21 protein-coding genes are annotated in these 20,621 nt (G+C 63.7%); 14 read left to right on the forward strand and 7 right to left on the reverse strand.

The features are described from left to right. Positions 1–3: 3 nt before the first annotated feature. The gene (locus tag FIU94_RS08990; RefSeq protein ID WP_152465483.1) at positions 4–861 is read right to left on the reverse strand and encodes a CoA ester lyase; all 858 of its coding nucleotides are present in this window, start codon (positions 859–861) and stop codon (positions 4–6) included. 297 nt (positions 862–1,158) lie between these two features. Between FIU94_RS08990 and FIU94_RS08995 the strand changes: the two genes are divergently transcribed. Further along, positions 1,159–1,491, forward strand: a complete 333-nt coding sequence (locus FIU94_RS08995) for a hypothetical protein (protein WP_152465484.1) — start codon at positions 1,159–1,161, stop codon at positions 1,489–1,491. Between the two features lie 59 nt (positions 1,492–1,550). Here FIU94_RS08995 and FIU94_RS09000 read toward each other — a convergent pair whose 3' ends face one another. After that, entirely contained in the window at positions 1,551–2,300 is a 750-nt protein-coding gene (locus tag FIU94_RS09000) for a sulfite exporter TauE/SafE family protein (RefSeq protein WP_152465485.1), read from the reverse strand. A 118-nt stretch (positions 2,301–2,418) separates the two neighbouring features. Here FIU94_RS09000 and FIU94_RS09005 point away from each other — a divergent pair, with 118 nt between their 5' ends. From FIU94_RS09005 to FIU94_RS09050, 10 genes are all read left to right on the forward strand, one after another. Beyond that, positions 2,419–3,489, forward strand: coding sequence for a PRC-barrel domain-containing protein (locus tag FIU94_RS09005; protein ID WP_152465486.1), 1,071 nt, complete (start codon positions 2,419–2,421; stop codon positions 3,487–3,489). A gap of 186 nt (positions 3,490–3,675) precedes the next feature. Next, positions 3,676–4,638 (forward strand): malate dehydrogenase, encoded by a 963-nt coding sequence (gene mdh, locus FIU94_RS09010; protein ID WP_152465487.1) that lies wholly within the window; start codon positions 3,676–3,678, stop codon positions 4,636–4,638. A gap of 318 nt (positions 4,639–4,956) precedes the next feature. Further along, a complete protein-coding gene (gene sdhC, locus FIU94_RS09015; RefSeq protein ID WP_152465488.1) occupies positions 4,957–5,340 on the forward strand; it encodes a succinate dehydrogenase, cytochrome b556 subunit in 384 nt (127 codons plus the stop codon). A 10-nt stretch (positions 5,341–5,350) separates the two neighbouring features. Next, the gene (gene sdhD, locus FIU94_RS09020) at positions 5,351–5,722 is read left to right on the forward strand and encodes a succinate dehydrogenase, hydrophobic membrane anchor protein (RefSeq protein ID WP_152465489.1); all 372 of its coding nucleotides are present in this window, start codon (positions 5,351–5,353) and stop codon (positions 5,720–5,722) included. Between the two features lie 28 nt (positions 5,723–5,750). After that, positions 5,751–7,556 (forward strand): succinate dehydrogenase flavoprotein subunit, encoded by a 1,806-nt coding sequence (gene sdhA / locus FIU94_RS09025; RefSeq protein WP_152465490.1) that lies wholly within the window; start codon positions 5,751–5,753, stop codon positions 7,554–7,556. Position 7,557: 1 nt separating this feature from the next. Further along, positions 7,558–7,887 carry a hypothetical protein gene (locus FIU94_RS09030; protein WP_152465491.1) on the forward strand — a complete coding sequence of 110 codons (330 nt, stop codon included), beginning with the start codon at positions 7,558–7,560 and terminating at the stop codon, positions 7,885–7,887. A 3-nt stretch (positions 7,888–7,890) separates the two neighbouring features. Beyond that, a complete protein-coding gene (locus tag FIU94_RS09035) occupies positions 7,891–8,691 on the forward strand; it encodes an FkbM family methyltransferase (protein WP_152465492.1) in 801 nt (266 codons plus the stop codon). A 74-nt stretch (positions 8,692–8,765) separates the two neighbouring features. Continuing rightward, positions 8,766–9,545 carry a succinate dehydrogenase iron-sulfur subunit gene (locus FIU94_RS09040; RefSeq protein WP_152465493.1) on the forward strand — a complete coding sequence of 260 codons (780 nt, stop codon included), beginning with the start codon at positions 8,766–8,768 and terminating at the stop codon, positions 9,543–9,545. A gap of 69 nt (positions 9,546–9,614) precedes the next feature. Beyond that, complete coding sequence (locus FIU94_RS09045; RefSeq protein ID WP_152465494.1) at positions 9,615–9,830, forward strand: hypothetical protein; 216 nt, start codon at positions 9,615–9,617, stop codon at positions 9,828–9,830. Positions 9,831–9,902: 72 nt separating this feature from the next. Beyond that, the gene (locus FIU94_RS09050) at positions 9,903–11,555 is read left to right on the forward strand and encodes an FAD-binding dehydrogenase (RefSeq protein WP_152465495.1); all 1,653 of its coding nucleotides are present in this window, start codon (positions 9,903–9,905) and stop codon (positions 11,553–11,555) included. Positions 11,556–11,558: 3 nt separating this feature from the next. Here FIU94_RS09050 and FIU94_RS09055 read toward each other — a convergent pair whose 3' ends face one another. Continuing rightward, the gene (locus tag FIU94_RS09055) at positions 11,559–11,999 is read right to left on the reverse strand and encodes a hypothetical protein (protein WP_152465496.1); all 441 of its coding nucleotides are present in this window, start codon (positions 11,997–11,999) and stop codon (positions 11,559–11,561) included. Positions 12,000–12,125: 126 nt separating this feature from the next. Between FIU94_RS09055 and FIU94_RS09060 the strand changes: the two genes are divergently transcribed. After that, positions 12,126–12,971, forward strand: a complete 846-nt coding sequence (locus FIU94_RS09060) for a DUF1989 domain-containing protein (RefSeq protein WP_152465497.1) — start codon at positions 12,126–12,128, stop codon at positions 12,969–12,971. Positions 12,972–13,746: 775 nt separating this feature from the next. Here the strand turns inward: FIU94_RS09060 and deoD are convergent. The 4 genes from deoD to FIU94_RS09080 all read right to left on the reverse strand — a co-directional run bounded on the left by deoD (position 13,747) and on the right by FIU94_RS09080 (position 17,722). Further along, positions 13,747–14,457, reverse strand: coding sequence for a purine-nucleoside phosphorylase (gene deoD / locus FIU94_RS09065; RefSeq protein WP_152465498.1), 711 nt, complete (start codon positions 14,455–14,457; stop codon positions 13,747–13,749). Positions 14,458–14,626: 169 nt separating this feature from the next. After that, positions 14,627–14,959, reverse strand: coding sequence for an H-NS histone family protein (locus FIU94_RS09070; RefSeq protein ID WP_254702492.1), 333 nt, complete (start codon positions 14,957–14,959; stop codon positions 14,627–14,629). Between the two features lie 85 nt (positions 14,960–15,044). Next, on the reverse strand, positions 15,045–17,012 hold the full coding sequence (locus FIU94_RS09075; protein ID WP_152465500.1) for a protein meaA: 1,968 nt from the start codon (positions 17,010–17,012) through the stop codon (positions 15,045–15,047). Positions 17,013–17,137: 125 nt separating this feature from the next. Beyond that, on the reverse strand, positions 17,138–17,722 hold the full coding sequence (locus FIU94_RS09080) for a GNAT family N-acetyltransferase (protein WP_152465501.1): 585 nt from the start codon (positions 17,720–17,722) through the stop codon (positions 17,138–17,140). 66 nt (positions 17,723–17,788) lie between these two features. Here FIU94_RS09080 and FIU94_RS09085 point away from each other — a divergent pair, with 66 nt between their 5' ends. Beyond that, positions 17,789–19,183: a 1-acyl-sn-glycerol-3-phosphate acyltransferase gene (locus FIU94_RS09085; RefSeq protein WP_152465502.1), complete on the forward strand. Its 1,395-nt coding sequence runs from the start codon at positions 17,789–17,791 to the stop codon at positions 19,181–19,183. Positions 19,184–19,297: 114 nt separating this feature from the next. After that, a complete protein-coding gene (ccrA, locus tag FIU94_RS09090) occupies positions 19,298–20,578 on the forward strand; it encodes a crotonyl-CoA carboxylase/reductase (RefSeq protein ID WP_152465503.1) in 1,281 nt (426 codons plus the stop codon). Positions 20,579–20,621 lie beyond the last annotated feature (43 nt).

The following is a 20,621-nucleotide window of genomic DNA, read 5'->3' on the forward strand; positions in this document are numbered from 1 at the left end:
GCGCTACTCCGCGCTGAGGGCTGCGATTGCCTCCAGTTTTGCCAGTGTTTCGCGTGCGGTTGCAACATGCAGGTTTTCGACGATCTTGCCGTCCACTACCGCGACGCTCTGTCCGGAGGCGATGACTTCCTCGTAGGCCGCGATCTGGCGGCGGGCGAGGTCGGCTTCTTCCTCGGTCGGCGAGAAGGCCTCGTTCGCGACATCGAGTTGCGCGGGGTGGATCAGCGTCTTGCCGTCAAAGCCCATGTCGCGGCCCTGGGCGCATTCGGCGCGCAGGCCCTCGTCGTCCTTGAAGGCGTTGTACACACCGTCGATGATGGCGCGTTCATGCGCCTTGGCGGCCAGCACGCACAGCCCGAGGCCCGTGATCAGCGGCTGGCGGTCGGCGCGGAACCTGGTCTGCAGGTCCTTGGCCAGGTCGTTGGTGCCCATGACCATGGCCTGAAGCGACCGGTGCGCGGCGATGGCGGCGGCGTTCAGCATCGCGCCCGGTGTTTCCATCATCGCCCAAAGCGGCAGGTCACCGACGATTTCGGCCAGTGCTTCGAGGTGGGCGGGGTTTTCCACCTTGGGCAGCAGAATGGCATCGGCGCCCATGTCCCGGACGGCCTGCGCGTCATCCTGCCCCCAGTCGGTGTCCAGCGCGTTGATGCGGATCACCTTGAGCCGCGCGCCATAGCCGCCTTCCTTGAGCGCGTCGGCCAGCGTGGCGCGGGCGGCGGATTTCTCGTCCGGGCTGACCGCATCCTCAAGGTCGAAGATGATCGCATCGCAGGGCAGGCTGCGGGCCTTGTCCAGCGCGCGGGGTTTGGAGCCGGGGATATAGAGGGCGGAACGCAGGGGGCGGGTGAGCTTGGACATGGAGCCTCCGGTTGGGTTGACCGCGTGTTGCGGTGGCGTGGACATATTGTTGCGCGCAGATGCTCATTTTTGTTTGAAAAGTTCAAGAGGAAACCTGCCGCAGCGCAGCGAAAAGAAGTCGCAGCGGCCTGCGGTCGGACCGTTAACCAGTATTTCAAGCATTGACCGCCATGATTTGGGCATCGTCAGCGCCGCAGGGGCGGGGCGGCGTTTGAAACCTGGCCCGCTCGGGTCACGCCGGGCGCGGCCCGGCTGATCCGCAGGAACCGGCGTGGCCATCAGAGCAAAGGCGGGACAATGGAACGCAGGACAAAACTGTTCAACATGGCGGCGCTGACCACCGGTGCCGTGATCTATCTGACGGCTACGACGGATGTGCTGGCACAAAATTCGCGCAATTGCGGGCCGCGCGACATCGTCGTGGCGCGGCTGGCGGAGGGTTACGGCGAGACGCGTCAGTCCATCGGGTTGGGTGCCAACAACGCGGTGGTGGAGGTTTTCGCCTCGGACGAGACGGGAAGCTGGACCATCACGGTGACTGTTCCGGGCGGTATGACCTGCCTCGTCGCCTCGGGGCAGGCGTATGAAGAGGTGGTTGAGCCGCTTCCGGTGCGCGGCGAGGACGCCTGAGGGCGCGATTTTCAGACTAATACGGATGTCGTGTGACATCTATTGTGGATGGCCTGCGTTCAGGTAAGGCCATCCCAGATCAGCTTGACCCCGGTGATTGTCAGCAGCACGTAGGTCAGGCCGAAGAACAGCTGTTGCGACACCAGGCGGTGCGCCCGCACCCCGGCCCAGGTGCCCAGCAGGGCAAAGGGGGCCAGTGCGAGATTGGCCATGAAGGTCTGTGCCGTGAACATGCCAAGCGCGGCATAGGGCAGAAACTTGACAATATTCAGCACCCAGAAGATCAGGACCGTGGTGGCCTGGAACTGGGTTTTGGTCAGGCCCCGTGTCAGCAGGAACACCGCGGCGGGCGGACCGCCCGCGTGGCTGACGAATGTGGTGAACCCCATGACCCCACCGAGCGCCAGACCGGCGCGGTCCGACAGGCGATGTGCGCGAAGACGCAGCCACCCCCTTGCCAGACTCACCTGCCAGACCACAAAGGCGACCGATACGCCGCCGATCAGGAGGCGGAAGAGATCCGGTGACGCGACGCGGTACAGCGCGGCGCCAAGAACGATGCCGGGCAGGCCGCCGATAATCAGCACCCGGGCATCCGGCGCGCTCCATTTCCGCCAGTAGGGGCGCAGGGCGCTCACGTCGATCAGCATGAGCAGCGGCAGCATCACGCCCAGGGCCTGACCGGGTTCGACAACGAGGGCGAGGATGCTTGCGGCAGCAAAAGCCGCGCCGGATCCGAACCCGCCCTTGGATATTCCGGCAAAGAAGACTGCGGGTCCCGCGATCAGAAAAAACGTCAGATCAAACATGGTATGTCATAGATTATAACGGGCGAAATAAACTCACTTTTTCGTGGAACCCGCTGGGCGCGACCGTGTTCGTTCATCAAGCGGTGCACGCCACCGTAACACACGAAGGAGGACTATAATGAAACGCTTTCTGAGCACAACGGCTGTTGTCGTCGCACTGACGACCGGCGCTTATGCACAATCGAATACCGGCAATATGAACATGGACGCCGTCGAGTTCGAACAGGGCGATTTTTACGCCAGCGATCTGATCGGCATGCGCATCTACAATTCCGAAAACGAAGTTGACGCCTCGCAGACCGTTGCGGACGGCGCCGAGACCGAATGGGACGACATCGGCGAGATCAACGACATCATCGTCGCGAGCGACGGCAGTGTCCGCGCCGTGATCCTGGGCGTCGGCGGGTTCCTTGGTATCGGCGAGCGTGACGTCGCCATTTCCATGGACGACATCACCGTGCTGACCGAAGACGGCGACATGGGCGACCGTTTCCTCGTGGTTTCCACCACTAAGGAAGCTCTTGAGAGCATGCCGGAGTTTGACCGCGACATGGATGATGCCATGGAGCAGAACGCCGAAAACGCTGCTGAGAACACCGAGCAGATGGCCGAAAACGCTGCCGAGGAGACCGAGCAGACAGCCGAGAACGCTGCCGAGAACACCGAGCAGATGGCTGAAAACGCTGCAGAGGAAACCGAGCAGGCTGCCGAAAACGCTGCCGAAAACACTGAGCAGATGGCCGAAAACGCTGCTGAGGAAACCGAGCAGGCCGCTGAAAACGCTGCCGAAAACACCGAGCAGATGGCCGAAGACGCTGGCGACTCGATGGAGCAGACCGCAGACAACGCAGCTGCCGAGATGACCCGCCCTGAGTACGAGGTCGAAGGCTACCAGAACGCTGAAGTGGCCGAAGTCGAAGCACTGACCTCGGAAGAGATCAACGGTTCCTACGTCTATGGTGCCAATGACGAAACCGTCGGCGAAATCGACAACCTGATGGTTGGCGACGACGGCAAGCTGACCGGCGCCGTGATCAACGTCGGTGGCTTCCTCGGGATTGGTGAAAAGCCGGTTCTGGTCGAGTTCGACAAGATCCAGGTGATGAAAAACGCCGATGGCTCCGACTACCGGTTCTACATCGACAGCACCGAAGAGCGTCTCGAAGCACTGCCCGAGTACGAAGACTAAGCATCCGCAAGTGACCGCCTGTTCGGTCATGCGCTTTCGGAAGGCCGCCCCCCTGGGGTGGCCTTTCATCGTTCTGGCCTGTGCGATTGACCACCATCCGATTGACCCTGCCCCAAGCGCGAACTTGCAGGGCGCGTCGCATTTCGCTATGCCGCACCGCAACGCAACCCTGACGGAGAACATACCATGGCCAGACCCAAGATCGCGCTGATCGGCGCGGGGCAAATCGGCGGTACACTCGCACATCTCGCGGCACTGAAGGAATTGGGCGATGTCGTCCTCTTCGACATCTCGGAAGGTATCCCCGAAGGCAAGGCGCTGGACATCGCGGAATCGGGTCCGGCGGGCAAGTTCGACGCTGCCCTGTCGGGCACGCAGGACTACGCCGATATTGCTGGCGCAGACGTCTGCATCGTCACCGCGGGCGTGCCGCGCAAACCCGGGATGAGCCGGGACGACCTGCTGGGCATCAACCTCAAGGTCATGAAATCCGTGGGCGAGGGCATCGCCCAGCACGCTCCGGATGCCTTTGTCATCTGCATCACCAACCCGCTGGACGCGATGGTCTGGGCGCTGCGCGAATTCTCGGGCCTGCCGCACGAAAAGGTCTGCGGCATGGCTGGCGTGCTCGATTCGGGCCGTTTCCGCCACTTCCTGGCGACCGAATTCAATGTGTCGATGAAGGACGTCACCGCATTTGTGCTGGGCGGCCATGGCGATACCATGGTGCCGCTGGTGCGGTACTCCACCGTTGCGGGTATCCCGCTGCCGGATCTGGTCAAGATGGGCTGGACCACGCAGGACAAGCTGGACGCCATCGTGCAGCGCACCCGTGACGGCGGCGCCGAGATTGTCGGCCTGCTGAAGACCGGGTCGGCGTTCTACGCCCCGGCGACCTCTGCGATCGAAATGGCGGAGAGCTATCTGAAGGATCAGAAGCGCGTCCTGCCCTGTGCCGCCTACGTGGATGGCGCCTATGGCCTTGACGGGTTCTATGTCGGCGTGCCGACCGTGATCGGTGCCGGCGGCGTGGAGCGGATCGTCGAGATTTCCATGAACAAGGACGAGCAGTCGATGTTCGACAATTCGGTCAAGGCGGTCAAAGGGCTGGTGGATGCCTGCAAGGGCATCGACGACAGCCTGGCCTGAGCCATTTCCGCAAAGAACTGACAGGGCGCGCCTCGCCAGGCGCGCCTTTTTTGTTGGGAAGGGCCTGCAAGACCTCCGCCGTCGGACGGGCGGGCGGCTGGTTGGCGGCGCTTTGCCGCTGAGTCGTGAGGCTGTGATCACACAAAATGCGCGTGTGATCACAAATTCGGATTTTGCTTGAATTGCCGCCGTTTTCGGGCAAACCGGGACATAAAACCGCGCACCGGCGCTGTGTGCCCTCGTGACACTCCGGTAAAAATCGCTATCACTAGGGCAGCCAAAGACCGAATAAAGCCAACCACATCAAAGGACCAGCATATGGCCGATGTAAACCGGGGCAATCGCCCGCTGTCACCGCATCTGACAATCTACCGTCCGCAACTGACCTCCATGACATCCATCCTGACGCGCATCACCGGCAATGCCATGCTGATCGCCGCGCTGCTGATCGTCTGGTGGTTCCTGGCTGCGGCGACGAGCGAGGGATACTTCGATGTGGTCAACGGTTTTGTCACCAGCTGGTTCGGCGACCTGATCATGTTCCTCAGCGTGCTGGGGCTTTGGTATCACACGCTGGCCGGTATCCGGCACCTGATCTGGGACAACGGCTACGCGCTGGACGTGCCCACGGCGGAAAAGCTGGGCTGGGCCTGCCTGGGCGGTTCGGTGCTGCTGACGCTGCTCACCGTCGTTATCGTGTAAGGAGAGACTGATGGCTTATTTGACAGACCGCAAACGCGCCGTCGGCCTCGGGTCGGCCAAGTCCGGAACCGCGCATTTCTGGGCGATGAAGGTCAGTTCCGTCGCGCTCCTGATCCTGATCCCGCTGTTCGTCTTTACGTTCGGATCGGCGCTGGGCGGCACCTACGAAGAGATCCTCGCCAATTACAGCCGCCCGACACCCGCGATCATCGCGGCGCTGACGCTGGTGGTCGGCTTCAAGCATTTCAACGACGGGGTGCAGGTATTGATCGAGGATTACGTGCACGGGATTGCACAGAAGATCGCGATCATCCTGATGACCTGTCTCAGCTACGGCGCGGCGGCGGTTGGCGTTTTCGCCATCGCGCGCCTGGCGCTCTGATCCATTCATTCCCGAGGGGAGACCGAAAATGGCTGCATATGAGTATGAAACCCACGAATACGACGTGGTGGTCGTGGGGGCGGGCGGTGCGGGCCTGCGCGCGACCCTGGGCATGGCGGAGCAGGGCCTGCGCACGGCCTGTATCTCCAAGGTGTTCCCGACCCGGTCGCACACCGTGGCCGCGCAGGGCGGCATCGCCGCGTCGCTGTCCAACATGGGCCCGGACAACTGGCAGTGGCACATGTACGACACCGTCAAGGGGTCCGACTGGCTGGGCGACACCGACGCGATGGAATATCTGGCGCGCGAAGCGCCCAAGGCGGTCTACGAGCTGGAGCATTACGGCGTGCCCTTCAGCCGCACCGAAGAGGGCAAGATCTATCAGCGGCCCTTTGGCGGTCACACCACCGAGTTCGGCGAAGGCCCGCCCGTGCAGCGGACCTGTGCCGCCGCCGACCGGACGGGACACGCGATCCTGCACACGCTTTACGGTCAAAGCCTCAAGAACAACGCGGAATTCTACATCGAGTATTTCGCCATCGACCTGATCATGTCCGACGACGGTGTCTGCCAGGGCGTGCTGTGCTGGAAGCTGGACGACGGCACCATGCACCTTTTCGCGGCCAAGATGGTCGTGCTGGCCACCGGCGGCTATGGCCGCGCCTATTTCAGCGCCACCTCGGCGCATACCTGCACCGGCGACGGCGGCGGGATGACCGCGCGGGCGGGGCTGCCGCTGCAGGATATGGAATTCGTGCAGTTCCACCCCACCGGCATCTACGGCGCGGGCTGCCTGATCACCGAAGGCGCGCGGGGCGAGGGCGGGTACCTCACCAATTCCGAGGGCGAGCGGTTCATGGAACGCTATGCCCCCACCTACAAGGATCTGGCATCGCGCGACGTTGTTTCACGCTGCATGACGATGGAAATCCGCGAAGGCCGCGGCGTGGGCGAGAACAGCGACCACATCCACCTGCACCTGAACCACCTGCCGCCCGAAACGCTGGACCTGCGCCTGCCGGGCATCAGTGAATCCGCGCGCATCTTCGCCGGTGTGGACCTGACGAAAGAGCCGATCCCGGTGTTGCCCACCGTGCACTACAACATGGGCGGTATCCCCACGAACTATTGGGGCGAGGTGCTGGCCCCGACCAAGGACAACCCCGACAACGTGTCGCCCGGCCTGATGGCCGTGGGCGAGGCGGGCTGTGCAAGCGTTCACGGCGCGAACCGCCTTGGCTCGAACTCGCTCATCGACCTCGTGGTGTTTGGCCGGGCCGCCGCGATCCGCGCCAAGGAAGTCGTGGATGCGAACGCCCCGGTGCCGACGCCCAACAAGCGGTCGGTCGAGGCGGCGTTCAGCCGGTTCGACGGGCTGCGCTATGCCAACGGCCATGTGCCGACGGCGGAGCTGCGCCTTGAGATGCAAAAGACGATGCAGGCCGATGCCGCAGTCTTCCGCACGGACAAGACGCTGGAAGAGGGCCGCAAGAAGATGGAAGGCGTCGCCGGCAAGCTGGACGATCTGCACGTGACCGACAAGTCGCTGGTCTGGAACTCGGACCTGATGGAAACGCTTGAGCTGACCAACCTGATGCCCAACGCGGTCGCCACGATCACGGCAGCCGCCGCGCGCAAGGAAAGCCGGGGCGCCCACGCGCACGAGGATTATCCCGACCGCGACGACGAGAATTGGCGCAAGCACAGCCTGATCTGGTTCAAGGGCAACGAAGCCTCGCTGGGGTTCCGTGGCGTGCATCTGAAGCCGCTGACCAGCCACAACGAGGGCGGGATCGACCTGAAGAAGATTGCCCCCAAGGCGCGGGTCTACTGATATGCGTCTTGCGGCTATCGCCCTCGGCTTGGCTGGCCTTGCCGCCTGTACCGAAGTGACCGAAGCGGTGGACAGTACCGCCCGCGCGGGCGCCAAGGGGGTGGTGACGGAAACGCTTGCCACCCGCTTTCCGCAGGTGCCCAAGCAGCTGATCACGCCCTTCACCGATTGCATCATCGACTACGCGGATGCGATGGAAGTGCGCGAATTCGCCCGCGCTGCGGTCGTCGGCGTGGACGAGACCACGGTCTCGGTGGTGCGCAACATCCTCGCACGGCCCGAGACGCGGACCTGTCTGCAGGCCCGCACGCTCGAAGCCGGGCTGGGCTGAGCCATGAATGCCCTGCCGCATCCTGTCTTCGAACCGGTCGCGGAATCGCTGACCCTGGAGGCGATGCGCGCGGCGTTCCGGGCGGCGGACCGGCCCCTGCGGAAAAAGCTGATGGCGGCCCTGCCGCCTGCGGTGGTCGATTTCGCGGGCATCCGCATGTATGTGGATCCGCGCGACAATTATACTGACAGGATAATCTGGCTGAATGGCCAGCCGCCCGAGATGAAATCGCTGACGGCGCTGATCGAAGCGGTCGAGGGACGCAATGCCTTTGTCCTGGATATCGGGGCGAATTGCGGGGCCTTTGCCGTGCCGCTGGCCCTGGCGGCGGGCAAAGGCAGCAGGGTGATCGCATTCGAGCCGAACCCGGTGATGATCGGGCGGCTGGGCCATAATGTGCAGCTGAACGGGCTGGGTCATGTGGTTCGGATCGAAGGCTGTGCCTTGGCGGCGGAACGCGGCGAGGCGATGCTGAATTTCCACGGCAACAACTTTGGCCAGGCGTCGCTGATGCCGGTCAAGCGGCGGTCTCGTCACGGGGGCAGGCTGGTGCCGGTGCGGCCCCTGCTGGATTTCGTGGAGGAAGCGGCGGGGCACGATGTGTCGGTGCTGAAGATCGACGTCGAGGGCGCGGAGCCCGCGGCCCTGGGCCCGCTGCTGGCGGCGGGGGGCTGGCTGCCGGATGTGATGCTGGTGGAAACCGATCACGCAGGGGACTGGGACAGCGACCTTCTGGGCATGATCGACAGTCTTGGATTCAAGGTCGTGATGCAGGCCGAACAGAACACGTTGTTTGCCCGGTAGGGCAGGCAGGAATTGAATGCCCCCTGACGGGGCCCGATTGAAACCGGCGGCGACGCCAGAACAGGAGATGCTACATGGTTCAGCTGACGCTCCCCAAGAATTCCCGCATGACCAGCGGCAAGACATGGCCCAAGCCCGAAGGGGCCAGCAACCTCAAGGAGTTCCACATCTACCGGTGGAGCCCCGACGACGACAAGAACCCGGCGCTGGACACCTATTTCGTGGACATGGACAATTGCGGCCCGATGATCCTGGACGCGCTGATCAAGATCAAGAACGAGATCGACCCGACCCTGACCTTCCGCCGGTCCTGCCGCGAGGGCATCTGCGGTTCCTGCGCGATGAACATCGACGGGATCAACACGCTGGCCTGTACCTATGGCGTGGCCGAGGTGAAGGGCGTGGTGAAGATCTATCCGCTGCCGCATATGCCGGTGGTCAAGGACCTGATCCCGGATCTCACGCATTTCTACGCCCAGCACGCCAGCATCCAGCCCTGGCTGGAGACCGAGACGCCCGCGCCCGCGAAGGAGTGGCGGCAGTCCATCGACGACCGCGAGAAGCTCGACGGGCTTTATGAATGCATCATGTGCGCCTGCTGCTCGACCTCCTGCCCGAGCTACTGGTGGAACGGCGACCGTTACCTGGGGCCGGCGGCCTTGCTGCATGCCTATCGCTGGATCATCGACAGTCGGGACGAGGCCACGGGCGAGCGGCTGGACGATCTGGAGGACCCCTTCAAGCTGTACCGCTGCCACACGATCATGAACTGTGCCAAGACGTGCCCCAAGGGTCTGAACCCTGCGGCGGCCATTGCCAAGATCAAGAAACTGATGGTCGAACGGACCGTTTGATGTCCACCATCTGAACGTGTCGGGCGTGCGGCGGGTGGCATGACCCGCCGCGCATCTTATATGAGCGACATGCTTGCACCGATTTTCTTCGTCATCGCGGTGATCGCCGTTGCCATCTATGCCCACCGCCACGCCGACACCCGCAAGTGCCGCTGGCGCGAGGACCGTGCCGGGGCCAAGGGCGCATTGATGAGATACAATTGCGTGACCTGCGGGGCAGAGGCCTATCGCGCCAATGGCAAGCCTGACAAGTGCCTGGCCGGGTTGGAGAAACCGGGCCTCTGACAGCTTGCCCCCGCGTTGCCCTCGACAGGATGGGGTCAGAACGGGCAGGATCGTCCCCGAGGGGGAACGCGCATGTCGGAACATGATTTCAAGGCGGATGTGATCGTCGTGGGCGCCGGTCTGGCCGGGATGGTCGCCACGCACGAGGCGGTGCTGCGCGGGCGCCGGGTGCTGCTGCTGGACCAGGAGGCGCCGCAGTCGCTGGGCGGGCAGGCGTTCTGGTCGCTCGGCGGTCTGTTCATGGTGGACACTCCCGAACAGCGTCGTCTGGGCATCCGCGATAGCGCCGAGCTGGCGCTGAGCGACTGGATGGGATCGGCACAGTTCGACCGCGAAGAAGACGCGAACCCCCGCGCCTGTGCCGAAGATTTCATCGACTGGGCGGCGGGCGACATGCGCCGGTGGTGTCACGATCTGGGCATGCGCTGGTTCCCTGTCGTGGGCTGGGCCGAACGGGGCGGCGCCCTGGCGGGCGGGCACGGCAACTCCGTTCCGCGGTTTCACATCACCTGGGGCACCGGGACCGGGGTGGTCAGACCCTTCGTCCGGCTGATGACCGACTACGCCGCCGCCGGAAAGATCAGGCTGGCCTTTCGCCACCGCGTGACAGATCTGGTCACGACGGATGGCCATGTGACCGGCGTGCGGGGCGACGTGCTGGAGGACAGCACCGCGGCGCGGGGCCAAAGCACGTCGCGCAATGTCACGGCTGCATTCGAACACGCGGCGGAGGCGGTTGTGCTGACCACCGGCGGGATCGGCGGCGATCATGACCTGGTGCGCGCCAACTGGCCCCGCGACCGGCTGGGCGCACCGCCCGCGCGGATGGTGGCGGGGGTGCCGGACTATGTGGATGGCAAGATGCAGGGCATCGCGGTAGAGGCCGGTGCCGGCACGATCAACACCGACCGCATGTGGCATTACTGCGAGGGCGTCGAGAACTGGAACCCGATCTGGCCCAACCACGGCATCCGCATCCTGCCCGGCCCGTCGTCCCTGTGGTTCGACGCCAAGGGCACGCGGATGGAAGCACCCTGTCTGCCCGGCTTTGACACGCTGGGGACATTGCGGCGGATTCTGCAGGCCGGAGAACACAGCTGGTTCATCCTGACGCAGAAGATCATCGAAAAGGAATTCGCCCTGTCGGGGTCGGAGCAGAACCCCGACCTGACCGAGGGCGGCTGGCGCGAGGTGTTGCAGGCGCGGCTGGGCAAGGGCGCGACCCCGGCGGTGGAAGCCTTTAAGCAGAAAGGGCCCGATTTCGTGGTGGCCGACGATCTGGAAACCCTGGTGGCGGGCATGAACAGGCTGACGCCGGAGCACCCGCTGGCGTTGGACCATATCCGCGCGCAGATCAGGGCGCGTGACCTGCAACTGACCAATCCGTTTTCCAAGGATGCGCAGATCACCGCGATCCGGGGCGCGCGGGCCTATCGGGGCGACAGGCTGATCCGCACCGCGAAGCCGCACGAGATCCTTGACCCGAAGAACGGCCCGCTGATCGCCGTGCGGCTGAATGTGATCACCCGCAAGTCGCTGGGCGGGCTGCACAGCGATCGGCAGGGCCGTGTCCTGCGCCCGGACGGGACGGTGCTGCCGGGCCTTTTCGCGGCGGGCGAGGTCTGCGGTTTTGGCGGGGGCGGCTATCACGGGTACAACGCGCTGGAGGGCACGTTCCTGGGCGGCTGCCTGCATTCGGGCCGGATGGCGGGACAGACCGCCTGAGGGTCAGTAGATCCGCTCGGCCTGCCCGGTGGTCAGGTCGATCCGCCACATCGCCTCCTGCGTGGGGCAGCATCGCGGCTCACCGGGGCCGAGCATCGTGGTCAGCAGCTGAACCTGCCCGTTCTGGAACTGGTGCGCACGTGGTTCGTGGCCGAACAGGCCGGTGACCGGGGCGGCCATCTGCCAGCCCGCAGCGCCCTTTCGGAAAATGCCGGAACCGATGGAAACGCTGCCCGCCGAGCCGGGAATATGGACATAGGCCACCCCGATGGCCACCTGCGCCGCCGCGGGATCGGGGCTGTCGGGCAGCCAATAGGACGCTTCCATGCTGCCCGTGTTCGACAGGCTGCTCAGCAGCAGCGCGTCGAGGTTGCCCCAGCCGTCCTGTGCGGCGGCGCCTGTGGTGGCCAGCAGCAGCGCCAGCAGCGGTCCGATGATCCGCATGTCGGTTCCCCCCGTGGATGTGTCAGCGCCATGATTGCGCCGGGGATGCCGCAATGCAAGGGACCTGACCTTTACTCGGGGCCCGTGTCGGGTCAGGGTCTGGCGGAACCGATCCGGAGATGCGCCATGCCCCTGTCCCCGCCTGATGCCGATGCCCGCCGCGCCGTGGCGCCGGTGATCTGCTACCCTGTCGAGAGCCTGCCGCAGCCTGACATGGCGCTATACACCGCGGCGCGGCAGACCCTGCGCAAGGTGGATGAGGTCACGGTCCCGCCGCGCGACGCGGCGACCTTCAGCGTGCCCGCGGGCCATTTCTTTCGCATCACCAGCATCGAAGGGCCGCAGGTGGGCGACCTGAACCTGTGGCATGCCGCCGACCTGTCCGAGCGGTTTTACAGCGGCAAGACCCGCGCGTTGCATGGCACCCATATCACCACCGGCCAGCGCATGTGGTCATCCTTTCCTGGGTTGCGCCCGATGGCCACGATCACCCACGACAGCCTGGGCTGGTACGGCAGGGACGGCTTTGGCGGGGCGGTGCATGACGTGATCGGCACACGCTGCGATCCCTATACCCATAACCTGCTGGCGGGCGGGCACTATCACCACTGCTGCCATTCCAACCTGACCCGCGCGCTGGCGCGGCATCTGGACGTGCCGGTGGCGCAGGCAGAGCCGCATGTACACGATGTGCTGAATGTTTTCATGTGTACGGGTTTTACCCGTGACACCGGCCAGTATTTCATGAAGGCCAGCCCGGTAAGGCCAGGCGACTACCTGGAGTTCTTTGCCGAGATCGACCTGCTGGGCGCGTTGAGCGCCTGTCCGGGGGGCGATTGTTCGTCCGAACATTCATCGGACGTGGCCATTTGTCATCCGCTGTTGGTCGAGGTTCTCGCCCCGGAGCCTGCGGCCCTCGCCGGGTGGCAGAGCCCCGCGCGGAACGGATATGCGGGCGGGCACGGCAACTGAGCCGGTGGCGGCCGCGGCGTCCGGGTGTCTTTCCTTGATGCGGTTTCGCACCGCGAATTGGCGTGTTGATGGCTCATGTCCGATGCGCCGGGGCCCGGTTCCCGGCTTTGATCACAATGCGCCCGGTGCCGAGCCTTGATTGGAGACATGTCAAAAATGACATGTCTTCATCTGACCAGAACCGGGGGCTGTCGACTGTCGTGCATCTCGGGTGCCTGCCTGCGTGTTCTCCGACCCCGGTCAGAAGAACGTGCCGAGCGGTGCTGACCGGGCTGCCAGGCCTTTCCGGCCCGGATGGCGCGAGGGCCGGGTGCGCGACCTGTCTGGCAAAGCCCGAGGTCAAGGCTCGAAGCCCGGCAGGGAGCGCGGGACTGCCTGTCACGCAAGAGCCGTGACCGGACCTTTCGGCGCAGCTCTGGCGCGATGGGCGGACGCATCTCGCAGTGTTTCCTTTCCTTACCTCCCGCCGGGGCAAAGCTGAGAGACAATGTGGCCCGGACCGATGTTGTGATGCCCGCTTCCGGTCTGGCGCTGCCCTTCTTGGGCAGGGCTCCTTCGGGCGGAGCGGACCTCGGCCCCGTCGACCATCAACTTGCGCCATGCGCCCTGTGCCAATCAGCAAATGAAGACATGTCATTTTTGACATGTCTTCATTTCCAAGGAAGCGAGGGGACAGGGCGGGTCAAGAAATGGGGCCGCTCGGCCATGTCGCGGGAAAACTGAATTGCCCTTCCCATGCTGTCCGAAACCGGTCCCCGCTTCTGAACGATGTGTCTTAACCGCCGTCAAACGCCGCCATCAGCGCAATTTCGACCATGTCGCCGAAGCTGCGTTCGCGGTCTTCCGATGGCAGCGCCTCTCCGGTTTGCAGATGGTCCGATACGGTCAGCACGGCCAACGCCCGGCGGCCATGACGCGCGGCGAGCGTGTAAAGCTCTGCCGCCTCCATCTCGACCCCGAGGATTCCGTGGCGCACCATCTGTTCATCAAGGTCGGGGCGTTCGGCATAGAACACGTCCGACGAGTAGATGCCGCCAACATGTGTCCTTGCACCCTTTTTTCCGGCCGCGTCCACAGCCGCGCGCAGCAGTGACCAGTCGGCGACGGGGGCGAAGTTCACCTCGCGGAAGATCCCCGAAGACGGCGATGTGATCGTGGTGGCCGTCATTGCGATGATCACATCGCGAATGCCGACCTGCGGCTGCATCCCGCCGCAGGAGCCGATGCGGATCAGGGTTTGCGCGCCATAGTCGCGGATCAGCTCGTTGGCATAGATCGACAGGGACGGCATGCCCATGCCTGACCCCTGGATGGTCACCCGATTGCCCTGCCAGGTGCCGGTATAGCCCAGCATCCCGCGCACCTCGTTCACCAGTTTCGGATTTTCCAGGAATGTCTCTGCCGCCCATTTCGCGCGATAGGGATCGCCCGGCATGAGAACGGTTTCAGCAATTTCTCCGGGCTTTGCGCCGATGTGAACTGTCATCTGGAACTCCTGCAGTGGACCTGGCCAATGTGAAGCCTGCCGGACGCGGGAGCAAGTCGCATCCGCATGGCCCGTGACGATCCACGCCGAATACCTCGGTCGAGACGGGTCGTGCCCGAGCGCGCGGATCGCCTACAGGTTCGGCATTTCGTGCGGATTGAAATGCCGCTCAGATTTCCATGCTTTCGGCCGAGGTACCTTGTTCAATTTCGGCACGATACCAATTCGGCTGGCGGCCTTTCCCCGTCCAGGTCTGGGATGCGTCTGCCGGGTTTGCGTATTTCGGCGCGGCCACTGTCTTGGCGCGGCCCGCCTTTTTCGTTTTGCCCACAGCGTTTTTTCCGTCGGTCAGTTCGCTGAGCGAGAACCCGTATTCCGCCGCTGCTTTCTCGGCGGCCTTGATTGCTTCGCGACGCTCACGGGCCTGCGCATCGGCCAGTGCTTTTTTCACGTCGGAAAGGAGCTTTTCAAGTTCCTTCGCGCTTTTCGATTTGAGATCCAAATCATCAATTCCTTTTATTGGTCTGTCTAGTGACCAATGGACTTAACGAAATGAATCCGAACTTCCAGTTCAATTTTGTGTCAGCCTATTCGGCTGCAACCTGTGCGGGATCAACCAGCGTGACGATATCGGACATGATTGTATTCAATTCGAAATCCTTTGGCGTATACACGCGCGCCACGCCAATTGCCCTGAGCCTTTTGGCGTCTTCCTCGGGAATGATGCCGCCGACGATCACCGGAATGCCGTCCAGACCCGCCTCGCGCATCTTTGTCATCAGGTCCTCGACCAGCGGGATATGCGACCCCGACAGGATCGACAGGCCGACCACATGCGCCCCGTCTGCGCGGGCCGCTTCGACGATTTCGGCGGGGGTCAGGCGAATGCCTTCATAGGCAATGTCCATGCCGCAATCGCGGGCGCGGACGGCGATCTGTTCGGCGCCGTTGGAATGACCGTCGAGACCGGGTTTGCCCACCAGGAACTTCAGCCGTCGGCCCAGACGGTCGCTGACGGCGTCGACGGCAGCGCGCAGATCGTCCAGCCCCTCGGTCCGGTTCGACTGGCCTTTGCCGACACCGGTGGGGCCACGGTATTCCCCGTGTACGGCGCGCATCTGTTCGGCCCATTCGCCGGTGGTCACGCCTGCCTTTGCGGCGGCGATGGAGGCGGGCATCACGTTCTGCCCGTCCGCTGCGGCCTTGCGCAGGTCGGCGAGGGCGGATTTCACCGCCGCCTCGTCCCGGTCCGCGCGCCACGCGTTCAGCCGGTCGATCTGGTCGGCCTCTGTCGCAGGATCCACCACCAGAATGCCGCCGTCCGCGGACATCAGCGGCGATGGTTCGCCCTGCTGCCACTTGTTCACGCCGACGACCACGGTTTCGCCCGCTTCGATCCGGCTCAGCCGGTCGGAATTGGAATCGACCAGCCGGCCCTTCATATAGTCGATGGCAGAAATGGCGCCGCCCATTTCATCGAGATTGGCCAATTCCGCGCGCGCGCCCTGCTTGAGCATTTCAACCTTGGCATCGACCGCCGGGTTGCCGTCGAACAGGTCGTCGAATTCCAGCAGGTCGGTTTCATACGCCAGGATCTGCTGCATCCGCATGGACCATTGCTGATCCCAGGGGCGGGGCAGGCCCAATGCCTCGTTCCAGGCGGGCAATTGCACCGCGCGGGCGCGGGCCTTTTTCGACAGCGTCACCGCCAGCATTTCGATCAGAATACGGTAGACGTTGTTTTCCGGCTGTTGTTCGGTCAGGCCCAGCGAATTGACCTGAACCCCGTAACGGAAACGCCGGTATTTCGGGTCTTGCACGCCATAGCGTTCGGCACAGATTTCATCCCACAGTTCGACAAAGGCGCGCATCTTGCACATTTCGGTCACGAAACGAATGCCCGCGTTGACGAAAAAGGAAATGCGGCCAACGAGTTTCGGGAAATCCTCTTCGGCGACGCGGGGGCGCAGCGCATCCAGGACCGCAGTGGCGGTCGCAAGGGCGAAGGCCAGTTCCTGTTCGGGCGTCGCGCCGGCCTCTTGCAGATGGTAGGAACAGACGTTCATCGGGTTCCATTTCGGCACATGCGTATAGCAGTATTCCGCCACGTCCGCGATCATCCTGAGCGATGGGGCAGGCGGGCAGATATAGGTCCCCCGGCTGAGGTATTCCTTGATCAGGTCGTTCTGGACCGTGCCCTGAAGCTTGGACACATCCGCGCCCTGTTCCTCGGCCACGGCAATATAAAGCGCCAGCAGCCAGGGGGCGGTCGCATTGATCGTCATGGAGGTGTTCATCTGTTCCAGCGGGATCTGGTCGAACAACGCGCGCATGTCGCCCAGGTGGCTGACCGGCACACCGACCTTGCCGACCTCGCCGCGCGACAGGACGTGATCGCTGTCATACCCTGTCTGCGTCGGCAGGTCGAAGGCCACGGAAAGGCCGGTCTGACCGCGTTCCAGGTTCGAGCGGTAAAGCGCATTGGAGGCAGAGGCGGTGGAGTGACCGGCATAGGTCCGGATCAGCCAGGGGCGGTCTTTCTGGGTCTCGGTCATCGGATCATCCTAGATTTGGATCGGCAATATTGTTGCGTTGATATGTATCTAGAGGAAACTTTACGCAACTGTCAATTCGCTGCGTCGCGGCATTCCATCAGGCCGGAAAGCCCGGACCGGGCCGGTTACACGGGGCAGATCATGCGCGTGGCTGTTCGAAAACCAAAGATCAGGCGGAATGGCCCAAGGCTTTCCTGCCCCGCGGCTTCAAAGCCGAAGCGGTCGTAAAGGGCGCGGGCGCGCGGGTTGGTGTCGATGACATCAAGCCGGATGCAGGATTTGCCCTGCGCCCTTGCCCTGTCCTTGATCGCCGTCAGCAGCGCGCTGCCCAGCCCCTGACCCCGCCCGTCGGGCGCGACGCAGATACCGTCCATCAGCAGCGTATCCTCGGTCAGGTCCCGCTCGACCAGGGCCAGGAGCGGCCCGCGCCAGCAGGCGGACACGACGCCATAGACCCGCGCGATGTCACGCAGGTTGCCGCCCACAAGCGACCCTTCGGCGGTCTTGAAGCCCGCGACGCCCTGAACCTGTTGATCGGCATCGCGCGCGACCAGGGCAAACTCCGGATCCAGGTGGTCGGACAGGAATTCAAGGGCCTTTGCGGGCGGGCCCAGAACATGGCGCAACTTGCCGGAAAAGGCGGTCCAGTACAGGTCGGCAACGCGGGCGCGCTCTGCTTCGGCAAAGCCCTTTGATATCGTGAAATCCATTGAGCTGCCTTTCCTGTCAATCATTTACATATTGTCCTTGGCCCGTACCGCTGCAAGGGTGCGCGCATGACGCAGATTGTCGAACTGCCGCTGTGGCTTTTTATCCTGATATTGCTCTTTGCCGCAGTCACGGCATTGAGCCATCTGCTGTTGCCATCGGTGCGCTGGTTCTTTCGGCTGCGGCTGGAACGTGCGGTCAAGCGCCTGAACACCCGGCTGAAACGCCCGATCGAACCGTTCAAGCTGGCGCGGCGGCACGACATGATCCAGCGGCTGATCTACGATCCCGGCGTGACCGAAGAGATCGTGAATTACGCCAACAAAAATGGCGTGCCGGAAAACGTGGCCTTTCAAAAGGCCCGCGATTATGCCCGCGAGATCGTGCCCAGTTTCTCGGCTTTTGCCTATTTCAGTTTCGGCATCCGGGTGGCGCGCCTGCTGGCCAACTGGGTCTACCGGATCAAGACCGCGGACAGCAACGACGCGACCTTTGACGCAATCCCGGAGGATGCCACCGTCGTCTTTATCATGAACCACCGGTCCAACATGGATTATGTGCTGGTGACTTACCTTGCGGCACGGGATTCCGCGCTGGCCTATGCGGTGGGGGAATGGGCGCGGGTCTGGCCGCTGAGCTGGCTGATCAAATCGCTTGGGGCCTATTTCATCCGTCGCCGGTCACGCGGCGCGCTCTACCGCAAGGTGCTGGCGCGCTACGTGCAGATGGCAACGGCAGGGGGGGTCAATCAGGCGATGTACCCCGAAGGCGGGCTGAGCCTGACCGGGGCGTTGCAGCCGCCCAAGATGGGGCTTCTGTCCTATGTGGTCGAAGGGTTCGACCCCGTGGGCGAACGTGATGTGGTGCTGATGCCGGTTGCCATCAACTATGACAGGGTGCTGGAAGACCGGGTGCTGATTGCCGCCGACCAGCGCGGCGACCGGCGATTCGGCGCGCGGATCACCGTGGTTCTGGGGTTTATCCTGCGCAAGCTGTGGCAACGGCTGACCCGGCAGGAAACGCGGTTCGGGACCGCGGCGGTGGCCTTTGGCGCGCCTTTGTCCCTGCGCGAGGCCGGTGCCGATGCCACGGTGGAGGCGCTGTCGGAAGACCTGATGGCGCGGATCGCGGATGCCATGCCGGTGCTGAGCGTGCCCCTGATCGCCGCCGCCTTGCTGGAGGGCGATGCGATGGACACGGCCGCGCTGGTGAACAGGGCGACCGACCTGCTGGAGCAGGTGCCGCTGGCCAACAGGGCCGTGGACCCGGCCGAGCTGGAGGCCGACGTGGGCCAGGCGCTGGAGGGATTGCGGGCGCGGGGCATCGTGCTGCGCGAGAATGCCCTTTGGCGCCCCAACCCCGACGATCTGCCGGTGTTGCGGTTCTATGCCAATTCCATCTCACACCTTTTTCCGGCCCATGCTGCGCTCGCAACAGATATTTCTGCGACTGCGAAGTCATAAAGTTACAAAAATGAACCTCAGGAGGTTGCATTATTTCGCGCGCGGTCATATTCCGATGTGACAAACCGGCGATTCTGCATCGCGGCGCAAGCAATTTTTCGACAGGAGGCCCGCATGGCACTCGATACGACCATCGCGCAATACGACGCACCCGAGAAGGACCTCTATGAGATGGGCGAAATGCCCCCGATGGGCTACGTCCCCAAGCAGATGTATGCCTGGGCGATCCGCCGCGAGCGGCACGGCGACCCCGACACCGCGATGGTCGAGGAAGTGGTGGATGTGCCGACCCTGGACAGCAACGAGGTGCTGGTCCTGGTGATGGCGGCAGGGATCAACTACAACGGCGTCTGGGCCGCCCGCGGCGTCCCGATCAGCCCCTTTGACGGTCACAAGCAGCCCTACCATATCGCGGGCTCGGACGCGTCTGGCATCGTCTGGGCCGTGGGTGACAAGGTCAAACGCTGGAAGGTCGGCGACGAGGTGGTGATCCACTGCAACCAGGACGACGGCGACGACGAATTCTGCAACGGCGGCGACCCGATGTATTCCACCTCGCAGCGGATCTGGGGATACGAGACGCCGGACGGATCCTTCGCACAGTTCACCAACGTGCAGGCCCAGCAGCTGATGCCGCGCCCCAAGCATCTGACATGGGAGGAATCAGCCTGTTACACGCTGACGCTGGCCACGGCCTACCGGATGCTGTTCGGCCACGAACCGCACGACCTGAAGCCGGGCCAGAACGTGCTGGTCTGGGGGGCATCCGGCGGTCTGGGGTCCTATGCGATCCAGCTGATCAACACGGCGGGCGCGAATGCGATTGGCGTCATCTCGGACGAATCCAAGCGCGACTTCGTCATGGATCTGGGGGCCAAGGGCGTTCTGAACCGCAAGGATTTCAATTGCTGGGGGCAGCTGCCCACGGTGAACACGCCTGAATACGCGACGTGGTTCAAGGAAGCGCGCAAGTTCGGTGCGGCGATCTGGGAGATCACCGGCAAGGGCAACAACGTGGACATGGTGTTCGAACATCCCGGCGAGGCGACGTTTCCGGTGTCCACATTCGTCGTCAAGAAGGGCGGCATGGTGGTGATCTGCGCGGGCACCTCCGGGTTCAACCTGACGTTCGACGTGCGCTACATGTGGATGCACCAGAAGCGCCTGCAGGGCAGCCACTTTGCGCATCTGCAGCAGGCGTCCTCGGCCAACAAGCTTATGCTGGAACGTCGGCTGGACCCCTGCATGTCCGAAGTCTTTACCTGGGCGGACCTGCCGGAGGCGCACATGAAGATGATGCGCAACGAGCACAAGCCCGGCAACATGTCCGTGCTGGTGCAGGCGCCGACCACCGGGTTGCGCACGCTGGAAGACGCGCTGGACGCGCGCAACTGATCTTTCGCGCCTCTACGAGATACGCCCGCGAATCGGTTTGATG

The organism is Sulfitobacter sp. THAF37 (genome assembly GCF_009363555.1).
Lineage (GTDB): Bacteria > Pseudomonadota > Alphaproteobacteria > Rhodobacterales > Rhodobacteraceae > Sulfitobacter.